Source organism: Enterobacter sp. FB, from assembly GCF_000805795.1.
Lineage (GTDB): Bacteria > Pseudomonadota > Gammaproteobacteria > Enterobacterales > Enterobacteriaceae > Enterobacter > Enterobacter roggenkampii.
This window is the reverse complement of the sequence record NZ_JSZC01000017.1, coordinates 128526-149251: the sequence shown is the minus strand read 5'-3', so window position 1 is coordinate 149251 and position 20726 is coordinate 128526. Positions and strand designations below refer to the sequence as shown.

The 20726-nt window shown below is 59.0% G+C and carries 22 protein-coding genes; 10 read left to right on the top strand and 12 right to left on the bottom strand.

Annotated features, from left to right (window positions below):
• Positions 1-124: 124 nt before the first annotated feature.
• The gene (locus tag PI91_RS22970; protein WP_008503109.1) at positions 125-1150 is read left to right on the top strand and encodes a TerC/Alx family metal homeostasis membrane protein; all 1026 of its coding nucleotides are present in this window, start codon (positions 125-127) and stop codon (positions 1148-1150) included.
• An 84-nt stretch (positions 1151-1234) separates the two neighbouring features.
• Here the strand turns inward: PI91_RS22970 and PI91_RS22965 are convergent, their stop codons facing one another.
• Positions 1235-1894, bottom strand: a complete 660-nt coding sequence (locus PI91_RS22965) for an HAD family hydrolase (protein ID WP_023294747.1) — start codon at positions 1892-1894, stop codon at positions 1235-1237.
• 320 nt (positions 1895-2214) lie between these two features.
• Here PI91_RS22965 and PI91_RS22960 point away from each other — a divergent pair, with 320 nt between their 5' ends.
• Positions 2215-2661 (top strand): NlpC/P60 family protein, encoded by a 447-nt coding sequence (locus PI91_RS22960; protein WP_198527873.1) that lies wholly within the window; start codon positions 2215-2217, stop codon positions 2659-2661.
• Between the two features lie 5 nt (positions 2662-2666).
• Here the strand turns inward: PI91_RS22960 and PI91_RS22955 are convergent, their stop codons facing one another.
• On the bottom strand, positions 2667-3461 hold the full coding sequence (locus PI91_RS22955; protein ID WP_039267173.1) for an SDR family NAD(P)-dependent oxidoreductase: 795 nt from the start codon (positions 3459-3461) through the stop codon (positions 2667-2669).
• Between the two features lie 32 nt (positions 3462-3493).
• Positions 3494-4375 (bottom strand): LysR family transcriptional regulator, encoded by an 882-nt coding sequence (locus tag PI91_RS22950; protein ID WP_039267172.1) that lies wholly within the window; start codon positions 4373-4375, stop codon positions 3494-3496.
• Between the two features lie 99 nt (positions 4376-4474).
• Between PI91_RS22950 and PI91_RS22945 the strand changes: the two genes are divergently transcribed.
• The 8 genes from PI91_RS22945 to arnF all read left to right on the top strand — a co-directional run bounded on the left by PI91_RS22945 (position 4475) and on the right by arnF (position 12671).
• Positions 4475-4978, top strand: a complete 504-nt coding sequence (locus tag PI91_RS22945) for a phenolic acid decarboxylase (RefSeq protein WP_008503103.1) — start codon at positions 4475-4477, stop codon at positions 4976-4978.
• Positions 4979-5304: 326 nt separating this feature from the next.
• Positions 5305-6444 carry a UDP-4-amino-4-deoxy-L-arabinose aminotransferase gene (arnB, locus tag PI91_RS22940; RefSeq protein ID WP_039267171.1) on the top strand — a complete coding sequence of 380 codons (1140 nt, stop codon included), beginning with the start codon at positions 5305-5307 and terminating at the stop codon, positions 6442-6444.
• 1 nt (position 6445) lies between these two features.
• The gene (gene arnC / locus PI91_RS22935) at positions 6446-7429 is read left to right on the top strand and encodes an undecaprenyl-phosphate 4-deoxy-4-formamido-L-arabinose transferase (protein ID WP_008503101.1); all 984 of its coding nucleotides are present in this window, start codon (positions 6446-6448) and stop codon (positions 7427-7429) included.
• On the top strand, positions 7426-9408 hold the full coding sequence (gene arnA, locus PI91_RS22930) for a bifunctional UDP-4-amino-4-deoxy-L-arabinose formyltransferase/UDP-glucuronic acid oxidase ArnA (protein ID WP_008503100.1): 1983 nt from the start codon (positions 7426-7428) through the stop codon (positions 9406-9408). The genes arnC and arnA overlap by 4 nt, the downstream gene beginning before the upstream one ends.
• Positions 9405-10307 carry a 4-deoxy-4-formamido-L-arabinose-phosphoundecaprenol deformylase gene (gene arnD, locus PI91_RS22925; RefSeq protein ID WP_039267170.1) on the top strand — a complete coding sequence of 301 codons (903 nt, stop codon included), beginning with the start codon at positions 9405-9407 and terminating at the stop codon, positions 10305-10307. Before arnA ends, arnD begins: the two co-directional genes overlap by 4 nt.
• Positions 10304-11959, top strand: a complete 1656-nt coding sequence (gene arnT, locus PI91_RS22920) for a lipid IV(A) 4-amino-4-deoxy-L-arabinosyltransferase (protein ID WP_039267169.1) — start codon at positions 10304-10306, stop codon at positions 11957-11959. The genes arnD and arnT overlap by 4 nt, the downstream gene beginning before the upstream one ends.
• Positions 11959-12294: a 4-amino-4-deoxy-L-arabinose-phosphoundecaprenol flippase subunit ArnE gene (gene arnE / locus PI91_RS22915; RefSeq protein ID WP_039267168.1), complete on the top strand. Its 336-nt coding sequence runs from the start codon at positions 11959-11961 to the stop codon at positions 12292-12294. Before arnT ends, arnE begins: the two co-directional genes overlap by 1 nt.
• The gene (gene arnF, locus PI91_RS22910; RefSeq protein ID WP_023345052.1) at positions 12291-12671 is read left to right on the top strand and encodes a 4-amino-4-deoxy-L-arabinose-phosphoundecaprenol flippase subunit ArnF; all 381 of its coding nucleotides are present in this window, start codon (positions 12291-12293) and stop codon (positions 12669-12671) included. The genes arnE and arnF overlap by 4 nt, the downstream gene beginning before the upstream one ends.
• Here arnF and acpT read toward each other — a convergent pair.
• From acpT to PI91_RS22865, 9 genes are read right to left on the bottom strand one after another with little or no spacing between them, the layout of a single operon-like run.
• Positions 12628-13236: a 4'-phosphopantetheinyl transferase AcpT gene (gene acpT / locus PI91_RS22905; RefSeq protein ID WP_023326249.1), complete on the bottom strand. Its 609-nt coding sequence runs from the start codon at positions 13234-13236 to the stop codon at positions 12628-12630. The two genes, arnF and acpT, sit on opposite strands and share 44 nt — an antisense overlap.
• A 2-nt stretch (positions 13237-13238) precedes the next feature.
• A complete protein-coding gene (locus PI91_RS22900) occupies positions 13239-14468 on the bottom strand; it encodes a beta-ketoacyl-ACP synthase (RefSeq protein ID WP_021242168.1) in 1230 nt (409 codons plus the stop codon).
• Positions 14465-15196, bottom strand: a complete 732-nt coding sequence (locus PI91_RS22895) for a 3-ketoacyl-ACP reductase FabG2 (protein ID WP_008503093.1) — start codon at positions 15194-15196, stop codon at positions 14465-14467. The genes PI91_RS22900 and PI91_RS22895 overlap by 4 nt, the downstream gene beginning before the upstream one ends.
• Positions 15193-15666 (bottom strand): 3-hydroxy-fatty acyl-ACP dehydratase, encoded by a 474-nt coding sequence (locus tag PI91_RS22890; RefSeq protein WP_008503092.1) that lies wholly within the window; start codon positions 15664-15666, stop codon positions 15193-15195. Before PI91_RS22890 ends, PI91_RS22895 begins: the two co-directional genes overlap by 4 nt.
• Positions 15663-16832, bottom strand: coding sequence for a beta-ketoacyl-[acyl-carrier-protein] synthase family protein (locus PI91_RS22885; protein ID WP_039267167.1), 1170 nt, complete (start codon positions 16830-16832; stop codon positions 15663-15665). Before PI91_RS22885 ends, PI91_RS22890 begins: the two co-directional genes overlap by 4 nt.
• Before the next feature lies 1 nt (position 16833).
• Positions 16834-17412, bottom strand: coding sequence for a DUF3261 domain-containing protein (locus PI91_RS22880; protein WP_008503090.1), 579 nt, complete (start codon positions 17410-17412; stop codon positions 16834-16836).
• On the bottom strand, positions 17409-19733 hold the full coding sequence (locus tag PI91_RS22875; protein WP_039267166.1) for an MMPL family transporter: 2325 nt from the start codon (positions 19731-19733) through the stop codon (positions 17409-17411). The genes PI91_RS22880 and PI91_RS22875 overlap by 4 nt, the downstream gene beginning before the upstream one ends.
• Positions 19702-20307, bottom strand: a complete 606-nt coding sequence (locus PI91_RS22870) for an outer membrane lipoprotein carrier protein LolA (RefSeq protein WP_008503088.1) — start codon at positions 20305-20307, stop codon at positions 19702-19704. Before PI91_RS22870 ends, PI91_RS22875 begins: the two co-directional genes overlap by 32 nt.
• Entirely contained in the window at positions 20304-20726 is a 423-nt protein-coding gene (locus PI91_RS22865) for a thioesterase family protein (RefSeq protein ID WP_008503087.1), read from the bottom strand. Before PI91_RS22865 ends, PI91_RS22870 begins: the two co-directional genes overlap by 4 nt.

Here is a 20726-nt window from a genome sequence, read left to right as displayed (position 1 = left end):
ACCCCTTACGCGGCCGTCGCGCTGCGGTTTTGAGGGTGGATGTGATAAACAGCCCACCCTTTTTCTCTGCTGGTTTACGCCAGTCTGCATGGCGCTGTGCTTTGCCTCTATAAAAGGGTTTTGTATGTCTGCTGCTCATCTCGGTTTCCCGACGGAAACCGTTGTTGTCTTTGTAGTGATGGCCGTTGGGGCGATGTTTATCGACCTCTTTATGCACCGTCACGATAAACCGATCTCGCTGAAAAGCGCCGCAATGTGGTCCCTCTTCTGGGTCATGATGGCGATGGCCTTCGCCGGGTTCCTGTACGTTCACCATGGCGCCGAGATGGCGAGCCTGTTCCTCACCGGTTATGCGCTGGAGGAGGTGCTCTCCGTCGATAACCTGTTTGTGATGATGGCGATCTTCGCCTGGTTCGGCGTGCCGGATAAGTACCGTCACCGCGTGCTCTACTGGGGCGTGCTGGGGGCGATTGTCTTCCGCGGTATTTTCGTGGCTATCGGCACCAGCCTGTTAAGTCTGGGGCCTTACGTCGAGGTGATTTTCGCGCTGGTCGTCGGCTGGACGGCGGTAATGATGCTCCGACGCAATGAAGAGAGTGACGAAGTGGAAGATTACTCGGGTCATCTCGCCTATCGCCTGGTAAAACGCTTCTATCCGGTCTGGCCGAAAATCAGCAGCAACGCCTTTATTCTGACGCAGAAAGAGGTGGATGCGGAGCTTGAAAAGCCGGAAAACCAGGACGTGATGGTTGGGCGCGTGAAGAAGGCGAAGCGCTATGCGACCCCGCTGCTGCTCTGCGTGGCGGTGGTGGAACTCTCAGACGTGATGTTCGCGTTTGACTCCGTGCCGGCCATTATCGCCGTCAGCCGCGAGCCGCTGATTATCTACAGCGCCATGATGTTCGCTATTCTCGGCCTGCGTACCCTTTACTTCGTGCTGGAAGCGCTGAAGCAGTATCTGGTGCATCTCGAGAAAGCGGTGGTGCTGCTGCTGTTCTTCGTGGCGTTCAAGCTGGGGTTAAATGCCACCGATCACTTCTGGCATCACGGTTACAGCATTGGCGCGACCGCCAGCCTGTTTGTGGTATTGGGCGTGCTGGCGCTGGGAATTATTGCGAGCGTGATGTTCCCGGGGAAACGAGAAGCCTGATGTACCGCCCGGTGGCGCTTCGCTTACCGGACCTACAGTTCGAATGTAGGCCGGGTAAGGCGCAGCCGCCACCCGGCAAAAAGGCTACTTGATGGGTGAATTCCGGCGCTTGCGCGGCGGGTGGAAGTGCCGCCAGTGCGGATCCTGCGCCGCCGCCAGCAGCTCGTGGTCGCCACGGGTGTCCCCCCAGGCGCGCAGGTGATAGGCGTTCAGATCGCCATACACTTTTTCCAGCCTGGCCACCTTCTGGGCGCAGCGGCAGTTGTGGCCCGTGATGCGCCCCGTCAGCTTGCCGTCTTTCACTTCCAGCTGCGTGCCAATCAGCTTAATGCCCAGTTTGTCAGCCCACGGCTGAAGCACCAGCGCCGGAGACGCGGAACAGATGGTCACCTCCGCACCGGAATTCACCTCTGCCGCCACGGCCAGAACCCCTTCGGGGCGCATCAGCTTGCTCCAGTATTTTTCGCAAAACGCTTCCGCCTGCTGGCGCAACCAGCGTTCATCCACGCCCGTAAGGAACGTTTTGATCAGCACTTCCTTTAGCTCATCGCGCGTCAGCTTGCGACGCACGCAGTGGAGCGTAGGCAGCGCCATACGCACCAGACGGCCCGCGAAGTAGCGTTTCCCGAAGGCAAAGCGCAGGAAAGGAATAAAGCTGTCGTGGTGTGTTAACGTCCCATCAAAGTCAAAGACAGAGAGCACGCTGGATTTCGCCACCGTCTCGTCGGCAATCATATTGGTCATAAATACGTCTTAGCTGAAATACACATTCTGTGGATCAGTTTACCTGCTTTACCAGGACAGTCCTTACATCACCACCATTTTTTTCTCGATCTTGCGATCTCAAAGTGAGTCCATTTTTGGCCTCGATAAGAATTGGTGAAAAAACGATCTGTCTATATTATCGCCACATCGCACGATATTCAGGGGAACCCTTTGGCCCCACAGGTAAGGAAAAACTCACTCACTACTGCTTTCTTGATATGACTCTTAGATCGTTTATTTCAATCCTGACGTTAAGTTTTGCTTCGTTTTCTGCATTCAGTTTTCAACTCCCCGCGTCGATGCTATCGATGAACAGTGACCTGGCCGTCTCGCCAGCGAAATCTGCACTGATGCAACAGGATACGGGCCCGCTGCGCGCACGCATCCTTGATCAATACCAAAAGTGGAAGGGGACCCAGTACCAGTGGGGTGGAACCACGCGCCGCGGGGTGGACTGCTCCGCGCTGATGCAGAACCTGTTCAGCGATGTGGCGCATCTTAATTTACCGCGCACGACCGGCGAGCAGATCCACCGCGGGGTGCAGGTGACGCAATACCGCCTGAGGCCCGGAGATCTGGTGTTCTTCCAGACGGGTCCGAACCGCAGGCATGTCGGCGTGTATATTGGCAATAGCCAGTTTATTCATGCCTCAAGCAGCCAGGGCGTCACGGTCTCAACCCTGACGGATGCTTACTGGCAGGCGCACTACATTACTGCCCGTCGGGTTGCAGGCAGTGCGGCCTGACAGCCTCAGATGATGTCATCTACCACGCCGCCATCGACGCGCAGCGCCGCGCCCGAGGTGGCGGAAGCCTGGGGCGAACAGACATAAATCACCATATTGGCCACCTCTTCTACCGTGGCCGCGCGCTGGATCACCGAGCTGGGGCGGTTGGCCATCACAAACTCTTTCGCCAGCTGCTCCAGCGATTTACCGGTTTTTTCGATTTCATCCTTCATCATCTCTGCGAAACCGTCCGACATCGTTGGCCCCGGCAGTACGCTGTTGACCGTCACGCCGCTTCCCGCCACGAACTTCGCCAGCCCGCGCGCCAGGGAGAGCTGCGCCGTTTTGGTCACGCCGTAGTGGATCATATCCGCCGGGATATTGCAGGCCGACTCGGAGGAGATAAACACCACCCGCCCCCAGCCTTTTTGCACCATGCCTGGCAGCAGGGCGCGGGACAGACGCACGCCGGACATCACGTTGGTCTGCCAGTAACGCTCCCAGGTTTCATCGTCGGTGGAATAGAAATCCTGCGGTCCGTAAATCCCGGCATTGTTAACCAGAATGTCGACGTTATTCGCTACCTTGAGCAGCGACTCGACCCCTTCCGCCGTGCTGAGATCGGCAATCGCGGCGCGCACCTGTACCCCCGGCACCACCTGCTGCAGCTGCTGAATGCCTTTATTCACCGATTCCGTGCTGCGGCCATTGACGATCACCTCGGCACCGCTTTCTGCCAGCCCTCTGGCGATGGCGAACCCGATCCCGCCGGTTGAGGCGGTCACCAGCGCCACTTTCCCCGTAAAGTCGATTTTCATCATCCGCTCCTTATCGTTTTAACGTTCGGACCTTAAAGCGTAGCAGGTGAGGATGAGGGCTCCTGGCTAAAAAGGCGCAGCAGCGTCTCCACCTGCTCGTCAAGCGGGGCGAGGGAGCGCTTAACAATCAGGTGAAGCGGCGTCGCTCTGCGTGCACCGTGGCTCAGCGGCAGGCGTTTCAGGATGCCTTGATCCAGCTGGGTCTGGATGCGTTCCTCCGGCAGCCAGCCGTAGCCGACCTGAGAGAGGACGGCCTCAATGGCGGCATCGATGGTGGAGAAGGTCCATGACTCACCGGCCGCGCGCGCGGCGGGCTGGCTGTCCGCAATCTGAATGAGCGGCCACGGGCGTAGCATGTCGTCGTTAAGCGGCGCGTCGAGGTGAAAGAGAGGATGCTGATGGTGGGCCACGGCAACAAAGTCGATATTCATCAGCCATTCGCCGAGCCCGGTCATGTCCTGGCGGCGGGTGAGGACCATCACATCGGCTTCGTCGTTAATGGCATCGTCCCGGGTGTTTTCCAGCACCTCGGTGAGGCGTACCTGGGTTTGCGGATACTGCTGCTGGAACTGGCGCAGAATGGCAAACAGGCGGCAGCGAGGGAAAATGGAATCCACCACCAGATCCAGCCGCGTGCGCATCCCGTTGCGAAGGGTCGCTGCGCGCGTCTCAACGTACGAAAAGGCTTTCAGCAGCGGTTTAACCTGGTTGAGCAGCAGTTCTCCTGCCGGCGTTAACACCGCCCGTCGTCCTTCCGGCACCAGGAGGGCCACGCCCAGCCGCTCCTGCAGCAGCGACAGGTTATAGCTCACCGAGGACTGGCTGCGGTGGGTTTCTTCTGCGGCTTTGGCAAAGCTGCCCGCCTCGACCACTCTTTCCAGTAAAGACCATTGTTCCAGCGTCGTCTTATGCATAATTTATCTAAAATTTGGATGAATTTGATTAAAATATAGCGTTATTCATTCAATTTTTGAAGGGGTACGATCGTCTCATCAAAACAAAGGAGACATCTTATGAACACCTTCGACAAACACGACTTAAGCGGCTTCGTTGGCAAACACCTTGTTTACACCTACGACAACGGCTGGAACTACGAAATTTACGTCAAAAACGAGACGACCCTGGATTACCGTATTCACAGCGGTCTGGTGGCAAACCGTTGGGTGAAAGATCAGCAGGCTTACATCGTGCGGGTAGGGGAGAGCATCTATAAAATTTCCTGGACCGAGCCAACCGGTACCGACGTCAGCCTGATTGTGAACCTGGGCGACAAACTGTTCCACGGCACCATCTTCTTCCCGCGCTGGGTCATGAACAACCCGGAAAAAACCGTCTGCTTCCAGAACGATCATATTCCGCTGATGAACAGCTACCGAGATGCGGGCCCGGCGTATCCAACGGAAGTGATTGATGAATTTGCCACAATCACCTTTGTACGCGACTGCGGTGCCAATAATGAAAGCGTGATCGCCTGTGCGGCCAGTGAATTACCGAAAAACTTTCCAGATAACCTGTAATAAGCGCGACAATTAACTAAATAGAAAAGTTCCCGGCTATTTCATATTATTTTGAAATAGCCGGGATTTTTTTTGTTTGTTGAGGATTGGTTTAAATGTTTCCATTTCAAAATGTTGCGGAAGATCACATCAAAAATATTTAATATAAAATTAACTTGTTGTTTTTCAATTGGCTGCTAGTTGTCTTATAGCGTTGTAAACGCTGTCTTAATTTTTCCCTAAGGAAAGAGAGCTACTTTGATATGAGTTTATGGTTCGTTGAAATAAGCGGGCTGGCATTTGGTTAATATCAAAAACATGCCATTTTGATTGCAAGGAAATTAATAATGAGTGATTTTCTGCCTTTTTCGCGGCCGTCGATGGGCGCTGAGGAAATTGCGGCGCTTCAGGACGTTTTGATGTCGGGCTGGATCACCACAGGGCCTAAGAATCAGCAACTTGAAGAGGCATTCTGTCAACTTACCGGGAATCAGCATGCGATTGCCCTCTGTTCCGCCACCGCGGGCATGCACGTTACGCTGATGGCGCTGGATATTGGCCCGGGCGATGAAGTTATTACCCCTTCCCAGACCTGGGTCTCCACGCTGAATATGATCGTATTGCTAGGCGCCACGCCGGTCATGATTGATGTGGATAAAGATACATTAATGGTGACGCCAGAAGCCGTGGAAGCCGCTATTACTCCGCGCACTAAAGCCATTATTCCCGTTCACTATGCCGGCGCGCCGTGTGATATCGACGCAATTCATGCCATCGGTGAACGTCACGGTATTCCGGTGATTGAAGATGCGGCCCATGCCGCCGGAACGTATTACAAAAACCGTCACGTGGGCTGGAAAGGAACGGCAATTTTCTCCTTCCACGCCATTAAAAACATGACCTGCGCGGAAGGCGGCCTGGTGGTCACCGATAACGCGCAGCTGGCACAGCGGATCCGCAGTCTGAAATTCCATGGCCTCGGCGTAGATGCCTATGATCGCCAGACGCACGGTCGCGCGCCGCAGGCGGAAGTGATCGCGCCGGGCTATAAATACAACCTGGCGGACATCAACGCCGCGCTGGCGCTGGTGCAGCTAGGCAAACTGAAAGAGGCCAACAGGCGCCGTGAGGAAATAGCGCAACGCTACCTGCGGGAGCTTGCCGATACGCCGTTCCAGCCGCTCACCATTCCATCATGGCCGCACGTGCACGCCTGGCATCTGTTTATTATTCGCGTGGATGAAGCGCGCTGCGGGATCTCACGCGACATCCTGATGGCGGCGCTGAAAGAGAAAGGCATCGGTACCGGCCTCCATTTCCGCGCGGCCCACACGCAAAAATACTACCGCGAGCGTTTTCCTGATGTATCGCTCCCGAATTCTGAATGGAATAGCGCGCGTATTTGTTCTCTCCCTCTTTTCCCGGACATGACTCATGACGACACAACCCGCGTCATTACCGCACTCCATCAGCTTGCAGGACATTGATATGTTCAGTGCACCGCCTGTACAAAAAGTATCCGTGGTCATCCCGGTTTATAACGAGCAGGAGAGCCTGCCCGAACTGATCCGCCGCACAACGGCCGCCTGCGACACGATGGGCAAGGCCTACGAAATTCTGCTGGTGGATGATGGCAGTAGCGATAATTCCGCGCTGATGATGACCGAAGCCGCGCAGGCCGAAGGCAGCCACATCGTTGCCGTGCTGCTCAACCGTAACTACGGCCAGCACTCGGCGATTATGGCGGGGTTTAGCCACGTCACGGGCGATCTGATCATCACCCTGGACGCGGACCTGCAAAACCCGCCGGAAGAGATCCCGCGCCTGGTGGCCAAAGCCGACGAAGGCTATGACGTGGTCGGCACGGTACGTCAGAACCGCCAGGACAGCCTGTTCCGCAAGCTGGCCTCGCGCACCATCAACCGTCTTATCCAGCGCACGACCGGTAAAGCGATGGGCGATTACGGCTGCATGCTGCGTGCCTACCGCCGCCATATTGTCGACGCCATGCTGCATTGCCACGAGCGCAGCACCTTCATTCCGATTCTGGCGAATACCTTTGCCCGTAAGGCAACGGAAATCCCGGTCCTGCACGCCGAGCGCGAGCACGGGGAGTCGAAGTACAGCTTTATGCGCCTCATCAACCTGATGTACGACCTCATCACCTGCCTGACCACCACGCCGCTGCGTCTGCTGAGCGTGTTCGGCAGCATCATCGCCGTGGCCGGTTTCGCGCTGTCCGTTCTGCTGGTGGTGCTGCGACTGGTCTTTGGCCCGCAGTGGGCGGCGGAAGGGGTCTTCATGCTCTTTGCCGTGCTGTTTATGTTCATCGGCGCCCAGTTTGTCGGGATGGGGCTCCTCGGTGAATACATTGGCCGAATCTATAACGACGTTCGCGCGCGTCCGCGCTACTTTATTCAACGTGTTGTCCGTCAGGAACACAAAGCATCTCAAGAGGAAATTCACCCATGAAAGCTGTTGTATTTGCCTATCACGATATGGGGTGCACGGGCACGCAGGCCCTGCTGGAAGCGGGCTATGACATTGCGGCAATCTTTACCCATCCGGACACGGCTGGAGAGAATAACTTTTTCGGCTCCGTGGCGCGTATCGCCGCCGAGCGTGGTATTCCGGTTTATGCGCCAGACGACGTCAACCACCCGCTGTGGGTGGAGCGCATCCGCGCCCTCGCGCCTGACGTCATCTTCTCGTTTTACTATCGCAACCTGCTCTCCGACGAGATCTTAGGCCTGGCTGCAAAAGGCGCCTTTAATCTTCATGGTTCTCTGCTGCCTGCCTACCGTGGCCGCGCCCCGCTGAACTGGGTGCTGGTGAACGGTGAAACGGAAACGGGCGTGACGCTGCACCGCATGGTGCGCCGTGCGGATGCGGGCGCTATCGTGGCGCAGCAGAAGGTCGCTATTGATGCGGACGATACCGCGCTGCAGCTGCATCAAAAGCTGAACGCGACGGCACAGACGCTGCTGCGCGATGCGCTGCCGGGCATCCTTAACGGCACCTTCAGCGAGACCGCGCAGGACGAGAGCAAGGCAAGCTGCTTTGGCCGCCGCGCGCCGGAAGATGGTCGTCTGGACTGGAACAAACCGGCCCGCCAGCTGCACAACCTGGTGCGCGCCGTGACCGACCCGTGGCCGGGCGCCTACAGCTTTGCGGGCGTCAGCAAGTTCATCGTCTGGAAATCCCGCGTGCGTGACGACATTCCGGCGGCAAAACCGGGCACCGTCGTCTCCGTCTCCCCGCTGATTGTGAGCTGCGGCGAGCAGGCACTGGAGATCGTTACTGGCCAAACCGACAACGGCCTGTACGTTCAGGGCACCCAGCTGGCGCAGTCGCTGGGGCTGGTGGCCGGGGCGCTGATCACCAGCGCGCCGGTGGTGGCCATCAAACGCCGTACCCGCGTGCTGATCCTCGGCGTGAACGGTTTTATCGGTAACCACCTGACCGAACGTCTGCTCAAAGACGATAACTACGAAATCTACGGCCTGGATATTGGCGCGGATGCGATCAGCCGTTTCCTCGACAACCCGCGCTTCCACTTCGTGGAAGGGGACATCAGCATCCACTCCGAGTGGATTGAATACCACATTAAGAAATGCGACGTGGTGCTGCCGCTGGTCGCTATTGCCACGCCAATCGAGTACACCCGTAACCCGCTGCGCGTGTTCGAGCTGGACTTCGAAGAGAACCTGAAGATCATCCGCGACTGCGTGAAATACGACAAGCGCATCATCTTCCCGTCCACCTCTGAAGTGTACGGCATGTGTACCGATAAGAACTTCGATGAAGACACCTCCAACCTGGTGGTCGGGCCGATCAACAAGCAGCGCTGGATTTACTCCGTCTCCAAACAGCTGCTGGACCGCGTGATTTGGGCCTACGGTGAGAAAGAGGGCCTGCGCTTTACCCTGTTCCGTCCGTTCAACTGGATGGGTCCGCGTCTGGATAACCTGAACGCAGCGCGTATCGGCAGCTCCCGTGCGATCACCCAGCTGATCCTGAACCTGGTGGAAGGCTCGCCAATCAAGCTTATCGAAGGCGGGAAACAGAAACGCTGCTTTACGGATATCAGCGACGGTATCGAAGCGCTGTTCCGCATCATCGAAAACAAAGATAATCGCTGCAACGGTGAAATCATTAACATCGGCAACCCGGACAACGAAGCGAGCATTCGCGAACTGGCCGAGATGCTGCTGGCCAGCTTTGAGCGCCACCCGCTGCGCGATAAATTCCCGCCGTTTGCCGGCTTCCGCGAAGTGGAAAGCAGCAGCTACTACGGTAAAGGGTATCAGGACGTTGAGCACCGTAAGCCAAGCATTCGCAATGCGAAGCGCTGCCTGAACTGGACGCCGACGGTGAAGATGGAACAGACCATTGATGAAACGCTTGATTTCTTCCTGCGCACCGTGGAGCTGTCGGAACAGGTCTCATGAAAAAAGTCGGTTTACGCATTGATGTCGACACCTTCAGGGGAACGCGTGACGGCGTACCCAAACTGCTGGAACTGCTGAGCAAGCACGGCGTGCGCTCCAGCATTTTCTTCAGCGTGGGGCCTGACAACATGGGACGCCATTTATGGCGTCTGGTTAAACCGGCATTTCTGTTCAAAATGCTGCGCTCGCGCGCAGCATCCCTCTACGGCTGGGATATTTTGCTGGCCGGCACCGCCTGGCCCGGCAGACGCATCGGCGCGGGTAATGAAGCGGTTATCCGTGAGGCGGCACAGCATCATGAGGTGGGTCTGCACGCCTGGGATCACCATGCCTGGCAAGCCTGGGCGGGCGTCTGGGATATCCCGCGCCTGTCCCGTGAGGTCGAGCGTGGGATGCTGGAGCTGGAGGCCATTATCGGTCAGCCCGTGTGCTGCTCCGCCGTGGCGGGATGGCGTGCGGATCAGCGCGTCGTGAAGGCCAAAGAAGCCTTTGCGTTTCGCTACAACAGCGATTGCCGCGGAACCGAGCCCTTTTTGCCGCTGTTGGGCGAAAATCGCTACGGTACGGTGCAAATTCCGGTCACGCTTCCCACCTGGGATGAAGTGGTCGGGCGCGAGGTCAAAGCTGATGAGTTCAATCGCTACATCCTGGACCGCATTCATCGTGACGCCGGTACGCCGGTGTATACCATCCATGCCGAAGTGGAAGGGATTGCGTATCAGCATGATTTCGACGAACTGCTGACGATGGCCGCTCAGGAAGGCATTGCGTTTTGCCCGTTAAGCGAGCTGCTGCCAGACGACCTCAGCACCCTGCCCGTGGGCAAAGTGGTCCGCAATGAACTGGCTGGCCGGGAAGGCTGGCTTGGCTATCAACAAACCGTGAGTCCGGTCCAATGAAAACAGCCCGTTATGGCTTAGCGCTTCTCGCACTGTTTATCGTTTACTACCTCATCCCGGTTGATATTCGCCTGCTTTGGCAGCCTGATGAAACGCGCTATGCGGAAATCAGCCGCGAAATGCTGGCCTCCGGAGACTGGGTTGTCCCGCATTTTTTGGGGCTGCGTTACTTTGAAAAGCCGATTGCTGGCTACTGGATCAACAGCATCGGGCAGATGCTGTTCGGGCACACGAACCTCGCCGTGCGCGCCGGGTCTATCTTCTCCACCGGTTTAGCGGCGCTGCTGGTCATCTGGATGGCCTGGCGTCTCTGGCGGGATAAGCGGACAGCCATTTTCTCCGGCCTGATCTTCCTGACCCTGTTCCTGGTGTATGGCATCGGCACGTATGCGGTGCTGGATCCCATCATCACCCTGTGGCTGGTGGCGGCGATGTGCAGCTTCTGGCTGGCGTCACAGGCCCAAACCGTTGCCGGAAAAGCGGGCGGCTATGTGCTGCTTGGGCTGGCCTGCGGGATGGGGGTGATGACCAAAGGCTTCCTGGCGCTGGCGGTACCGGTGATTGGCGTGCTGCCGTGGGCGATCGTCCAGAAGCGCTGGAAAGAGGTGCTGATTTTTGGCTGGCTCGCGATCCTGAGCTGCGTGCTGATTGTTCTGCCATGGGGGCTGGCGATTGCGCAGCGTGAGCCTGACTTCTGGCGTTACTTCTTCTGGGTTGAGCATATTCAGCGTTTTGCCCAGAGCGACGCGCAGCACAAAGCCCCGTTCTGGTACTACGTGCCGTTCCTGATCGCGGGTAGCCTGCCGTGGCTGGCGCTGCTGCCCGGCGCGTTTCGTCTCGGCTGGCATGACAGACAAAACGCGGGCGGTGGGTTCTATCTGCTGGGTTGGGTGGTGATGCCGCTGCTGTTCTTCAGCATCGCCAAAGGCAAGCTGCCGACCTATATCCTGCCGTGCTTTGCCCCGCTGGCGATCCTGATGGCGCGCTATGCCTGCCTCGCGGCGGAGAAGGGCGCCAGAGCGTTACGCATTAACGGCGGGATCAACCTGGCGTTTGGCGTTATCGGCATGGTGGCGGCGCTGGTGGTCTCTCCGTGGGGGCTGGCTAAGCATCCGGTCTGGTCCTCGGTTGAACTGTATAAAGTGTTCTGCGCGGTGGTCGCGTTCCTCATCTGGGCCGCGGTCGGCTGGTTTACGTTCAGGCAGAGTCAGCAGCGCTGGTGGCTTGCGGCGCTCTGCCCTGCGGGCCTGGCGCTGCTGATCGGTTTTGCCATTCCTAACCTGGTGGTGGATTCCAAACAGCCGCAGTCGCTGGTCGACACCGTGCGCGAGCCGCTTCAGGACAGCCGATTTGTCTTGGCCAATAACGTCGGCCTGGCTGCGGGCCTGGCGTGGGAGCTGAAGCGCAATGACATCACGCTGTTTGGTCAGAGCGGCGAACTGCGCTACGGGCTGGATTATCCTGATGTGAAAGATCGTTTTGTCGGTAAAGATGACTTCGCGCAGTGGCTGGCTGAGCACCGTCAGCAGGGACGCGTATCGCTGGTTATCCTGCTGTCAAAACGCGATGACCTTTCGCGGGCGAATCTGCCAGAACCGGACAGCCTGTATATCCAGGGCCGTCTGGCCTACCTGCAGTATCTGCCGAAGTGATGACCTGGATCTGGCTGATACTGGCAAGCCTGCTCAGCTGTGCGGGACAGCTGTGCCAGAAACAGGCTACCCGTCCGGCGAAAGCCGGGCGGCGTGGCGTGCATATCGCGCTATGGCTTGGCCTGGCTCTGCTGGCGCTGGGCAGCGGGATGCTGGTCTGGCTGGTGGTGCTGCAGCGCCTGCCTGTCGGCATTGCCTACCCCATGCTGAGCCTCAATTTTGTCTGGGTGACGCTGGCGGCGAAGGTATTCTGGCGCGAAAACGTCGCCTGGCATCACTGGCTGGGGGTGGGGTTGATCATCATTGGGATTGTTATCCTGGGAGGGAGCCTGTGAAAGGGGCGTTCTGGGCCTTATGCAGCGTGCTGTTAGTCAGCGCCGCGCAGCTGCTGCTGCGCGAGGCCATGCAGGCTCTGCCTCCGGTCAGCGAGATTATGACGTTTATTTCCGCGCTGTGGCACGTCTCGTCCGGCACGGGCGCGCTGCTGCTGGGGTTGATGGGGTATGTGGCTTCTATGGGCTGCTGGTACCTGGCGCTGCATCGCATGGCCCTCAGCAAAGCGTATGCCTTGCTGAGTCTTAGCTATATCCTGGTGTGGGGCGCCGCGATCCTGCTGCCGGGCTGGGGAGAAAGCTTCTCCTGGCACGGGCTGGTCGGCGTTGTGTTTATTATGTTGGGTGTACTGGTGATTTTCCTGCCCCGACGTGGATAATCGACTCGGTGGTCAGGGTGTAAGGGGTCGACGTACAGACGGCCAGGCTGAGTGAGCCGATCTGCACCTGGCTGACCGAGTGCGACGGCGCCGTGCTGTCAATGCTGACAATCTGCCAGGCGCTACCGCCACGCTGTTTGATGATCGCCTCTTTTCGCGTCCAGATACGCCAGAAGGCGGCAAGCCGTTCCTCTGGCGCTTCGCGCTCAAGCTCATCATGCTCCGTCATGCTGAAGACGGCATTCGCCAACGCCTGCCAGTTCTTCCTGGGGCGAATCACTTCGATATCACAGCCGACTTCGCCTTCATCGCTCATCAGCAAGGCGATATCGTCACCGCTGTGGCTCAGGTTGAACCACAGCGGATGGCCCTCCGCAAAGGCCGGTTTCCCCTGCTCGCCGTAAATAATGTCGGGGAGCGGATGAGGGGATAACGCTCTGGCGAGCAGCATCCTGCCAGCCAGCCATGAGGCATTGCGAGCACCCTGAGGTGCGCTGTCTGCGAGCGTTGACGCCAGCGGGTCCGCGCAAAGGGTGGATATTTTTCCCAGTACAAACTGGTACATAGTTACGCCCAGCGTTTAATGATAATCGAGGTGTTGATGCCGCCAAACGCGAAGTTATTGCTCTGCAGGTACTCGCAATCGATCTGGCGGGCTTCTCCCATAATATAATCTAAAGCACCACATTGCTCATCCGGTTGCCTTAAATTGAGTGTCGGGGCAAACCAGCCTTCACGCATCATCTGTAAACTCATCCACGCTTCCAGCGCGCCGCAGGCTCCGAGCGTGTGGCCAAAATAGCTCTTCAGCGATGAAATCGGCACGTTGTCACCATAGATAGCGGCAGTGGCCTGGCTTTCAGCAATATCACCGCGATCGGTGGCAGTACCGTGTGCGGAGATATACCCCATATCCAGGGCGCTTAATCCCGCCATGGCCAGCGACTGCTCCATACAAATCTGCATGGTTTCACGCTGAGGCTGGGTGATATGGGCCGCATCACAGTTAGTGGCAAAGCCCACGATTTCGCCGTAGATAGTGGCTCCGCGCGCTTTGGCATGCTCCAGCTCTTCGAGTATCAGGGTACCCGCGCCTTCCCCAATCACCAGACCATCGCGCTGCGTATCAAATGGCGAAGGGGTGGTTTTGGGTTCATCGTTACGCTGGCTGGTGGCAAACAGCGTGTCAAACACCGCCGCTTCAGACGGGCACAACTCCTCAGCGCCCCCCGCAACCATAACGGTCTGATAGCCGTGGCGAATCGCCTCCCAGGCGTAGCCAATTGCCTGGCTGCCTGACGTACAGGCGCTTGAGGTCGGGATGACGCGGCCACGTAATCCAAAGAACAGTCCGGTATTCACCGCGGTGGTGTGCGGCATCATCTGCACGTAGGTTGTGCCGGTGATGTTATTGGTGTGCTTTTCGGTGAGCATAGTGGCGAATTCGCTGACGGGCCCGGTACTGCCTGTGGATGAGCCATACGCGATACCCGTTTGCCCATTGGTGAGCACCGCCTCGCCAATCAGCCCCGCCTGCTCCAGCGCCAGCTCGGTGGCGCGGGTCGACATCAACGACACGCGGCCCATGGCGCGGATCCGTTTGCGGGTATAATGTTCCGGCAGCGTGAAGTCATCAATCGGCGCGCCCAGCAGGGTGTGCAGGCCATCATAGACCTGCCATTCCGGCATTTTACGCACCGCGTTTTCATACGCCAGCAGCCTGCTGGACACGGATTGCCAGTTTTCGCCAAAGGCGGTCACGCCGCCCATGCCCGTAATCACCACGCGACGCGTCATAGCATTCCTCCGTTAATGGAAATGACCTGGCGGGTGACGTAACCCGCAATATCTGACATCAGATAGCTTGCCAGCCCGGCGACCTCCTCAGCCTGGCCCATGCGTTTCATTGGAATGATGGACATCGCTTCTTTCAGCGCGGCCTCTTCCATTTCAATCATTCCGGTATCAATCAGCCCCGGCGCAATGCAGTTCACGGTGATTTTGCGTTTTGCCAGCTCAATCGCCAGCGCTTTGGTGGCACCGATAATGCCCGCTTTTGCCGCGCTGTAGTTCACCTGCCCGCGGTTACCCATCACGCCGGACACGGACGATAGGGTGATAATGCGTCCCCCTTTACGGGTGCCAATCATCGGCATAATGCAGGGGTGAATGACGTTATAAAAACTGTCGAGATTGGTGTGGATCACGCTGTCCCAGTCGTCTTCACTCAATGCCGGAAAGGCGCCATCGCGGGTGATACCCGCGTTGCTGACCACGCCATACCATGCGCCATGGGCTTCAATGTCCTGTTCCAGCACCTCGCGGCACTGTTCGCGGTTGCCCACATCAAACGAGAGTAAACGGCCGTTGCCGCCCGCCTGCGTGATGGCGTCCAGCGTCTCCTGCGCGCCTGCGGCATCACGATGGTAATGCACGCCTACGGTAAACCCGTCGGCGGCAAGCTGGCGGGCGATGGCGCGCCCTATGCCTTTGCTGGCCCCGGTGACCAGTACGGAACGACTCATGCGTTAGATCCCTGATTAAAAAGCGAGGTTAATTCTTCTGCGCTTGGCTGGAAGGTGTTGACCCGGCCCGTGGCCAGCGTCTCTTCATTAGCGGAAATTGCGCATTCAAAACTGCCGAAGCGTTCGTCCTGCATCAGCAGCTTAACGGTGATGTCCAGCGTCAAGCCTGCGGCGAAACGCCCGCTGGCGCAGATCAGTTCACGCGCGCCGAGCACCATGCCCAGCGCAATATGCTCCTGCCCCTGCTGCTGGCGATGCCAGCCGGACCAGACGCCGACGGTCTGCGCCATCAGCTCGAGCGCGTACCAGCCCGGCAGGTCGCCATCGGCATTCAGAAATGGTGCCAGCACGCTTTGTCTGTCTATCGCGACGCGGCATACCGCCATGTCGTCCGTCACATTCTCAACGGACTCCAGCAACATCATGGGCGCATCGTGCGGCAAATAGGCTTCGGGTGATAAGTAGCTCATGACGCTCTCCCCAGCAGAATGCTGGCGTTGTTGCCGCCAAACGCGAACGAGTTAGACAGAATGACCGGCTTTGTCAGCGCGGTGCGCTGGTGCAGCAGACCGCACGGCGCCAGCGTGTCGTCCGGTGCGTAGCGGGCGAAGTCCTGCGGCGGTAAGGGCAGATCGCGCGTCAGAATCAGCCAGCTCAGGGCCGCTTCGGTGATACCGGCAGCGCCCAGCGTATGGCCGGTAAGGTGTTTGGTAGAGCTACAGGGCACGCTTTCCCCAAAGAGATCGTGTACCACCTGAGATTCAATCTGATCGTTAAGCGGCGTGGCCGTGCCGTGCAGGTTGATGTAGCCGATATCTCCGGGCTGCATACCCGCTTCGTTGAGCGCCTGCGTGATGGCCCTGATCGCCCCTTCGCCCTGCGGATGCGGAGCGGAGATATGGTACGCATCGCTGGATTCCCCCGTCCCGAGCAGCGCCACGTCCGCGGGCTCACGGCTAAGCACCATCAGCGCGGCGGCTTCACCGATGGTGATCCCCCGACGGTCGCGACCAAAAGGCTCGCAGAGCGTAGGGGAGAAGGATTCAAGGCTGTTAAACCCGTTGACGGGCATCCGGCTCAGGGTATCTGCTCCGCCAACAATGGCGATGTCCACCAGCCCGGCTTCAATCAGACGTTTGCCGCCGATCATCGCCCGCGCGCTGGAAGAGCAGGCTGTCGAGATCGTATAGGCCGGGCCTTCGAGCTGAAGCCAGTTGGTGAGGAAGCGGGACGGATCGCCGAGCTCCTGCTGCGGGTACTGCCAGTGCGTGCTCGCTTCGCCATGGGTCATGCGCTGCACGTGCTCATCGCCTTCATCCAGCCCAGAGGTGCTGGTCCCCAGCACCACGGCCACCCGATCGCGGCCGACGCGGGCGATAGCCTCGTCGACGGTCGACTGAATCTGCGCCAGCGCGGCCAGCAGAAGCTGGTTATTGCGGGTGCGGTGTGCGGACAGCGTTTCCGGGATGGGCGGCAGTTCGCCTTCCACACCGCCCAGCACGGCGTCGGGTGAACCCTGTAACCAGCCGGTTCGGGCATGCATACCCGGCGCTACGCCCGTCACCAGGTTAGCAGCGATTTCATCATGCGAGTTGCCCAGCGCGTTGACCATGCCAACAGCGGAAATATAAATCATCTCAGTCACCCAGATATTGAATGGTGATGTGGTATTTAAAAACGTGTTGCTCGATGCTGATCGGCTCGCGCTTGCCTTTACGCTGCAGGTAGACAATCTCCGTCACCAGCTTGCCGCTGGCGTTACGCAGTTCGCGCCGATCGCCCGTGTCAGTCAGCGTCCAGCCCTTCGGCAACTGCGGCTGCCAGGCGCTAATCGGCCAGTGGCTGAGCATCACGTCGGCCAGCACCTGGCTGGCGGGCGGCAACTGCGGCACAACGATCGACTGCTCGGTATGAATACCGGTCTCATCGTACGTCGCCAGGAACAGACGAATGCCCACGGAAGAGAGCCCGGCCAGCGTCACTTTATGCGCATCCGCGTTGAGCATCACCAGCAGGGACTGCGTTTGCCCGTTAAAGCTGCCGGTCAGCAGCTGCTGGGAGCTTACCGCCGGGCTAATGCCGGGCGGCGGGAGCGTAACGCGGGTTCCCGGCTGGAGCCAGGCCTGGGGACGCGTCTCTTGGGTATCGGTCGAATGGCTGCAGCCTGCCAGCAGCAGCGCCGCGGTTAGCGCGACGGCGCGGTAAAAAGCGTTCATTTACGTTTTCTCTCTTTCTTATCCGGCATCGCCAGCGGCGCCAGCAGGAAGGCGGTAAAAATACCGCTCACCAGCACGATACCAAAGCTGCTAATGGCCTGCGTGGCGCTGAAGACGAGCATGCCCAGCGTCAGCAGCGTGGTCATCATGGCCAGCGTAATCGCCAGCATCGAGGTCAGCGGCGTGCCGCGCGGGTTGCTGAAAAACAGCGTGTAGTTAATGCCAATGCCGAGCACCAGCACCAGCGCAAGCAGTGAAAACAGGTTTACCGGGTGGCCCGTTGCGGCCAGTACCGCCAGCCCGCAGCTCAGCGACAGCACGGACGGCACCAGGCTTATCAGCCCCTTACGCCAGCCGAGGCGCACCATCGCCCCGCAGGCAATCACCCCCAGCGCGGCAAACAGGAGCCCCGTCATCAGCGTGCGGTAGAGGGCAAACAGGGTGTCAAAACTGGCTTTGCGATCGACCCAGACGACGCCGTCATGGCGCGCGGCCAGCTCGCCGAGGGCCGCGCTGTTTTTTGCGCCGTCCACCGGTACGAGCACGCCGCTTTGACCGTCGGGCAGGGTCAGCCAGAGCAGACGCCAGCCTTCGCTGGCCGGGCTTTTAAGCCACGCGTCCACGCTGACCGGCATGGCGTCCAGATTCGGGGAGACGGCGTTGAGCCCTGCGCTTTTCAGCACGTTCGTTACCGCAGGCGCGGCGTTCTGCAGCAGCGTAAGGTCGCTTTTCTGGCGGGCCAGCGAGTTCAGCGGCAGGGTGCGCCAGCGGGTAATTTCTCCCGCTTTCTGCGCCTCTGCCAGCGCCGGGGTAAAGGCTTCCAGCCGCTCCAGCGTTTGCTGAGGCGAAGCGCCATGAACCACAAACCATTTCTGATCCACACTCTGTCCGGTCAGGGCGGTAATGGCCTTCTCCTGCGCCAGAATATCTTTCGGCAGCGCCTGCAGCTGGGCGATGTCGTCGTCCACCTTCAGCGTGCTTATTCCCACAGCGGAGAGCAGCGCCAGCGCGACGGGAAGACCAATTGACAGTTTTTTACTGCGTCGCCAGGCGGCCAGCCAGCGCAACATCAGGACCATAAAGGGAACCGGGCGCACCGGTAACCCGCGGCACAACCACGGATGCCAGAAAATCACCGTCAGGCAGGAGGCGCTGAGTCCCACGGCAGCGAACACCGCCATCTGGCGGATCCCGGGGAAGGGGGCCAGCATCATAATCAGGTAGGCGGCGACGGTCGTCAGCAGCGCCAGCAGCAGCGCATTGCGAACTTTGGCCAGGCTTTGCCAGGGAGAATGCTCCGCGCCGTGTACCATCCGTTCGGTCAGGTAGTAAAGCGTGTAGTCTGCCGAAATTCCGATGATGCTCATGCTCATCACCAGCGTCATCAGGTGCAGCTCGCCAAAGAGCAGCAGCGTCACCACCGTCCCCGCCAGCGCGCCGATGGCAATGGAGAGCACGCTCAGCAGCAGCGGGCGCAGAGAGCGGAACACCGCCACGATGAGCAGGAACACGCCAAGCAGGGTGACGATACCCAGCGTCGAAACATCACGTTTGGCCTGCTGGCTGGCGTAATCGCTGTAGAACACGGTCCCGCGGGAAAGCAGCTGTGCCTGAGGGTAGCGGGCTTTCAGCGTCTCCTGCAGCGCGTTAAGCGTCGCCACAAGCCGGTGGGTCTGCTGCATATCAAATGATGAGCCCGCCAGCTCGCCGTGGAGCAGATACCAGTAGTTTCCCGCCTCATCTTTTGCGACCAGCCAGCCGTCCATCAGCCGCAGCTTCTGGCCGTTTTGCGCCAGAGCGAGCTGCGAGCCGCGCATCAGCATCAGGGGATCGTTTTGCAGCTCTTTGCCGCTGACGCCGGAAAAGGCCGAGTAGAGCTGAGATAAAATCCACTGCGCCTGCGCTTCTCCGCCGTTTTGCAGGCGGGCGCGGGTGGCGGGGTCAATCAGGCCATTTCGGTGCTGCCAGAAGAACTCTCCCCAGGCCTTTTGCCCGGCGGCGTCCATCGGGCCTTTGACCTCGCTGAGCGAATCAGTGCTTTGCAGCAGCGCCAGCCACTGCTGTGCCACGCGCGGATCCGGCTCTTTGCCGGGGCTGACCAGCCAGACCAGCTGGCGGTCGAGGCGCTGCATAAACCCGTCGTTGAGCGCCGGCGGGATAGCCCCCAGCGTCTGCTTCGGCAGCATGGCCAGCACGCTGCTGTTCAGTCGCGCGCCGGGCAGCAGCGACAGCAACACGCCCAGCAGAATCAGGCATAGCGTGGCCCACAGCAGCGCCGGGCGCAGGGATTTACGGTGCGGCAAAGCGTTGGCGTTCGTCATCGGTCAGGCTGGCGGGCGTCAGTTGGTGGCGAGAAAGGGCGATATCGGTACGGTCGCCCTGTTTGTCGTTGAGGCGAATCGTTTCCAGATAGGTCGCGCCGCCCAGATCGAGGGTGGCGAAAATCTTGTCCAGCGGCGTCGTTTTTGGCGTAAGCACCAGCGACCAGCGGCCCGCTCCCAGGTCTTTAAAATCGATGCGGAAGTTCTCTTCCAGCACCTTGCGGTCCGCCTGGAACAGGGCGCGCAGAAGATGGTTGAACTGGAACATCTGCGGATTATTGTCGGCAGTGATGGTTTGCGGCGGCTGGCCGTTAATCGCCTGAACCATCCGCTTGTCGTCCAGCAGGAGCGTCATCGGAAACGGCGCTTTTTGATCCCACAGCAGGCCGCTGTCGCGGGCGATCAGCATTTCGCCCTGCGAGCGCAGCGGCTGCGGCATATCTTTTATCGTGCGAACCTGTTCGAAGTGCGCGCGCACCACGGGCTGCTCGGTGAAGCGCTGCTGCAGCTCATCCAGCGTCACGGCGCTGACCAGCGGGCTGACGATCAGCGCCAGTAAAGGCAACCATTTCATGGTGTTACTCCCATACGTTCAAACAGTATTGCCGGGCTTACAAAGCACATTTCGCGGGTCGCTTCTTCCACCGCCACCTGAATGGTGTAACCGGTGGTCGTGCGTTTGCCGGTCTGCGCATCGAAAATTTGATAGGCAATGCGCAGGCGGTTTTCATACTCTTCAATGTGCGCGCGGACGCGAATACGCTGCTCAAAGGTCACCGCATCGCGGTATTTCACCCGGGTGTCGACGACGGGCCAGACGTAGCCGGAGGCCTTCATCTGGCGATAGCCATAATCAAACTGATTGAGCAGCGCCTCGCGGGCGATCTCAAAGTAGCGGAAATAGTTACCGTGCCAGACCACGCCCATCATATCGACGTCGTGGAACGGAACGGTGATCTCGACTTCAGTCGTAAAGCGGGGATCGGTCAGCAC

Coding starts and splice junctions, on each gene's coding strand:
- arnT (WP_039267169.1), top strand. CDS start 10,304: ATGAAAACAGCCCGTTATGGCTTAGCGCTTCTCGCACTGTTTATCGTT.
- PI91_RS22945 (WP_008503103.1), top strand. CDS start 4,475: ATGAACACCTTCGACAAACACGACTTAAGCGGCTTCGTTGGCAAACAC.
- PI91_RS22965 (WP_023294747.1), bottom strand. CDS start 1,894: ATGACCAATATGATTGCCGACGAGACGGTGGCGAAATCCAGCGTGCTC.
- acpT (WP_023326249.1), bottom strand. CDS start 13,236: ATGTACCAGTTTGTACTGGGAAAAATATCCACCCTTTGCGCGGACCCG.
- PI91_RS22880 (WP_008503090.1), bottom strand. CDS start 17,412: ATGAACGCTTTTTACCGCGCCGTCGCGCTAACCGCGGCGCTGCTGCTG.
- PI91_RS22870 (WP_008503088.1), bottom strand. CDS start 20,307: ATGAAATGGTTGCCTTTACTGGCGCTGATCGTCAGCCCGCTGGTCAGC.
- PI91_RS22895 (WP_008503093.1), bottom strand. CDS start 15,196: ATGAGTCGTTCCGTACTGGTCACCGGGGCCAGCAAAGGCATAGGGCGC.
- PI91_RS22970 (WP_008503109.1), top strand. CDS start 125: ATGTCTGCTGCTCATCTCGGTTTCCCGACGGAAACCGTTGTTGTCTTT.
- arnE (WP_039267168.1), top strand. CDS start 11,959: ATGACCTGGATCTGGCTGATACTGGCAAGCCTGCTCAGCTGTGCGGGA.
- PI91_RS22960 (WP_198527873.1), top strand. CDS start 2,215: ATGCTATCGATGAACAGTGACCTGGCCGTCTCGCCAGCGAAATCTGCA.
- arnC (WP_008503101.1), top strand. CDS start 6,446: ATGTTCAGTGCACCGCCTGTACAAAAAGTATCCGTGGTCATCCCGGTT.
- PI91_RS22875 (WP_039267166.1), bottom strand. CDS start 19,733: ATGACGAACGCCAACGCTTTGCCGCACCGTAAATCCCTGCGCCCGGCG.
- PI91_RS22955 (WP_039267173.1), bottom strand. CDS start 3,461: ATGAAAATCGACTTTACGGGGAAAGTGGCGCTGGTGACCGCCTCAACC.
- PI91_RS22900 (WP_021242168.1), bottom strand. CDS start 14,468: ATGACGCGTCGCGTGGTGATTACGGGCATGGGCGGCGTGACCGCCTTT.
- arnD (WP_039267170.1), top strand. CDS start 9,405: ATGAAAAAAGTCGGTTTACGCATTGATGTCGACACCTTCAGGGGAACG.
- PI91_RS22885 (WP_039267167.1), bottom strand. CDS start 16,832: ATGATTTATATTTCCGCTGTTGGCATGGTCAACGCGCTGGGCAACTCG.
- arnB (WP_039267171.1), top strand. CDS start 5,305: ATGAGTGATTTTCTGCCTTTTTCGCGGCCGTCGATGGGCGCTGAGGAA.
- PI91_RS22890 (WP_008503092.1), bottom strand. CDS start 15,666: ATGAGCTACTTATCACCCGAAGCCTATTTGCCGCACGATGCGCCCATG.
- PI91_RS22950 (WP_039267172.1), bottom strand. CDS start 4,375: ATGCATAAGACGACGCTGGAACAATGGTCTTTACTGGAAAGAGTGGTC.
- arnA (WP_008503100.1), top strand. CDS start 7,426: ATGAAAGCTGTTGTATTTGCCTATCACGATATGGGGTGCACGGGCACG.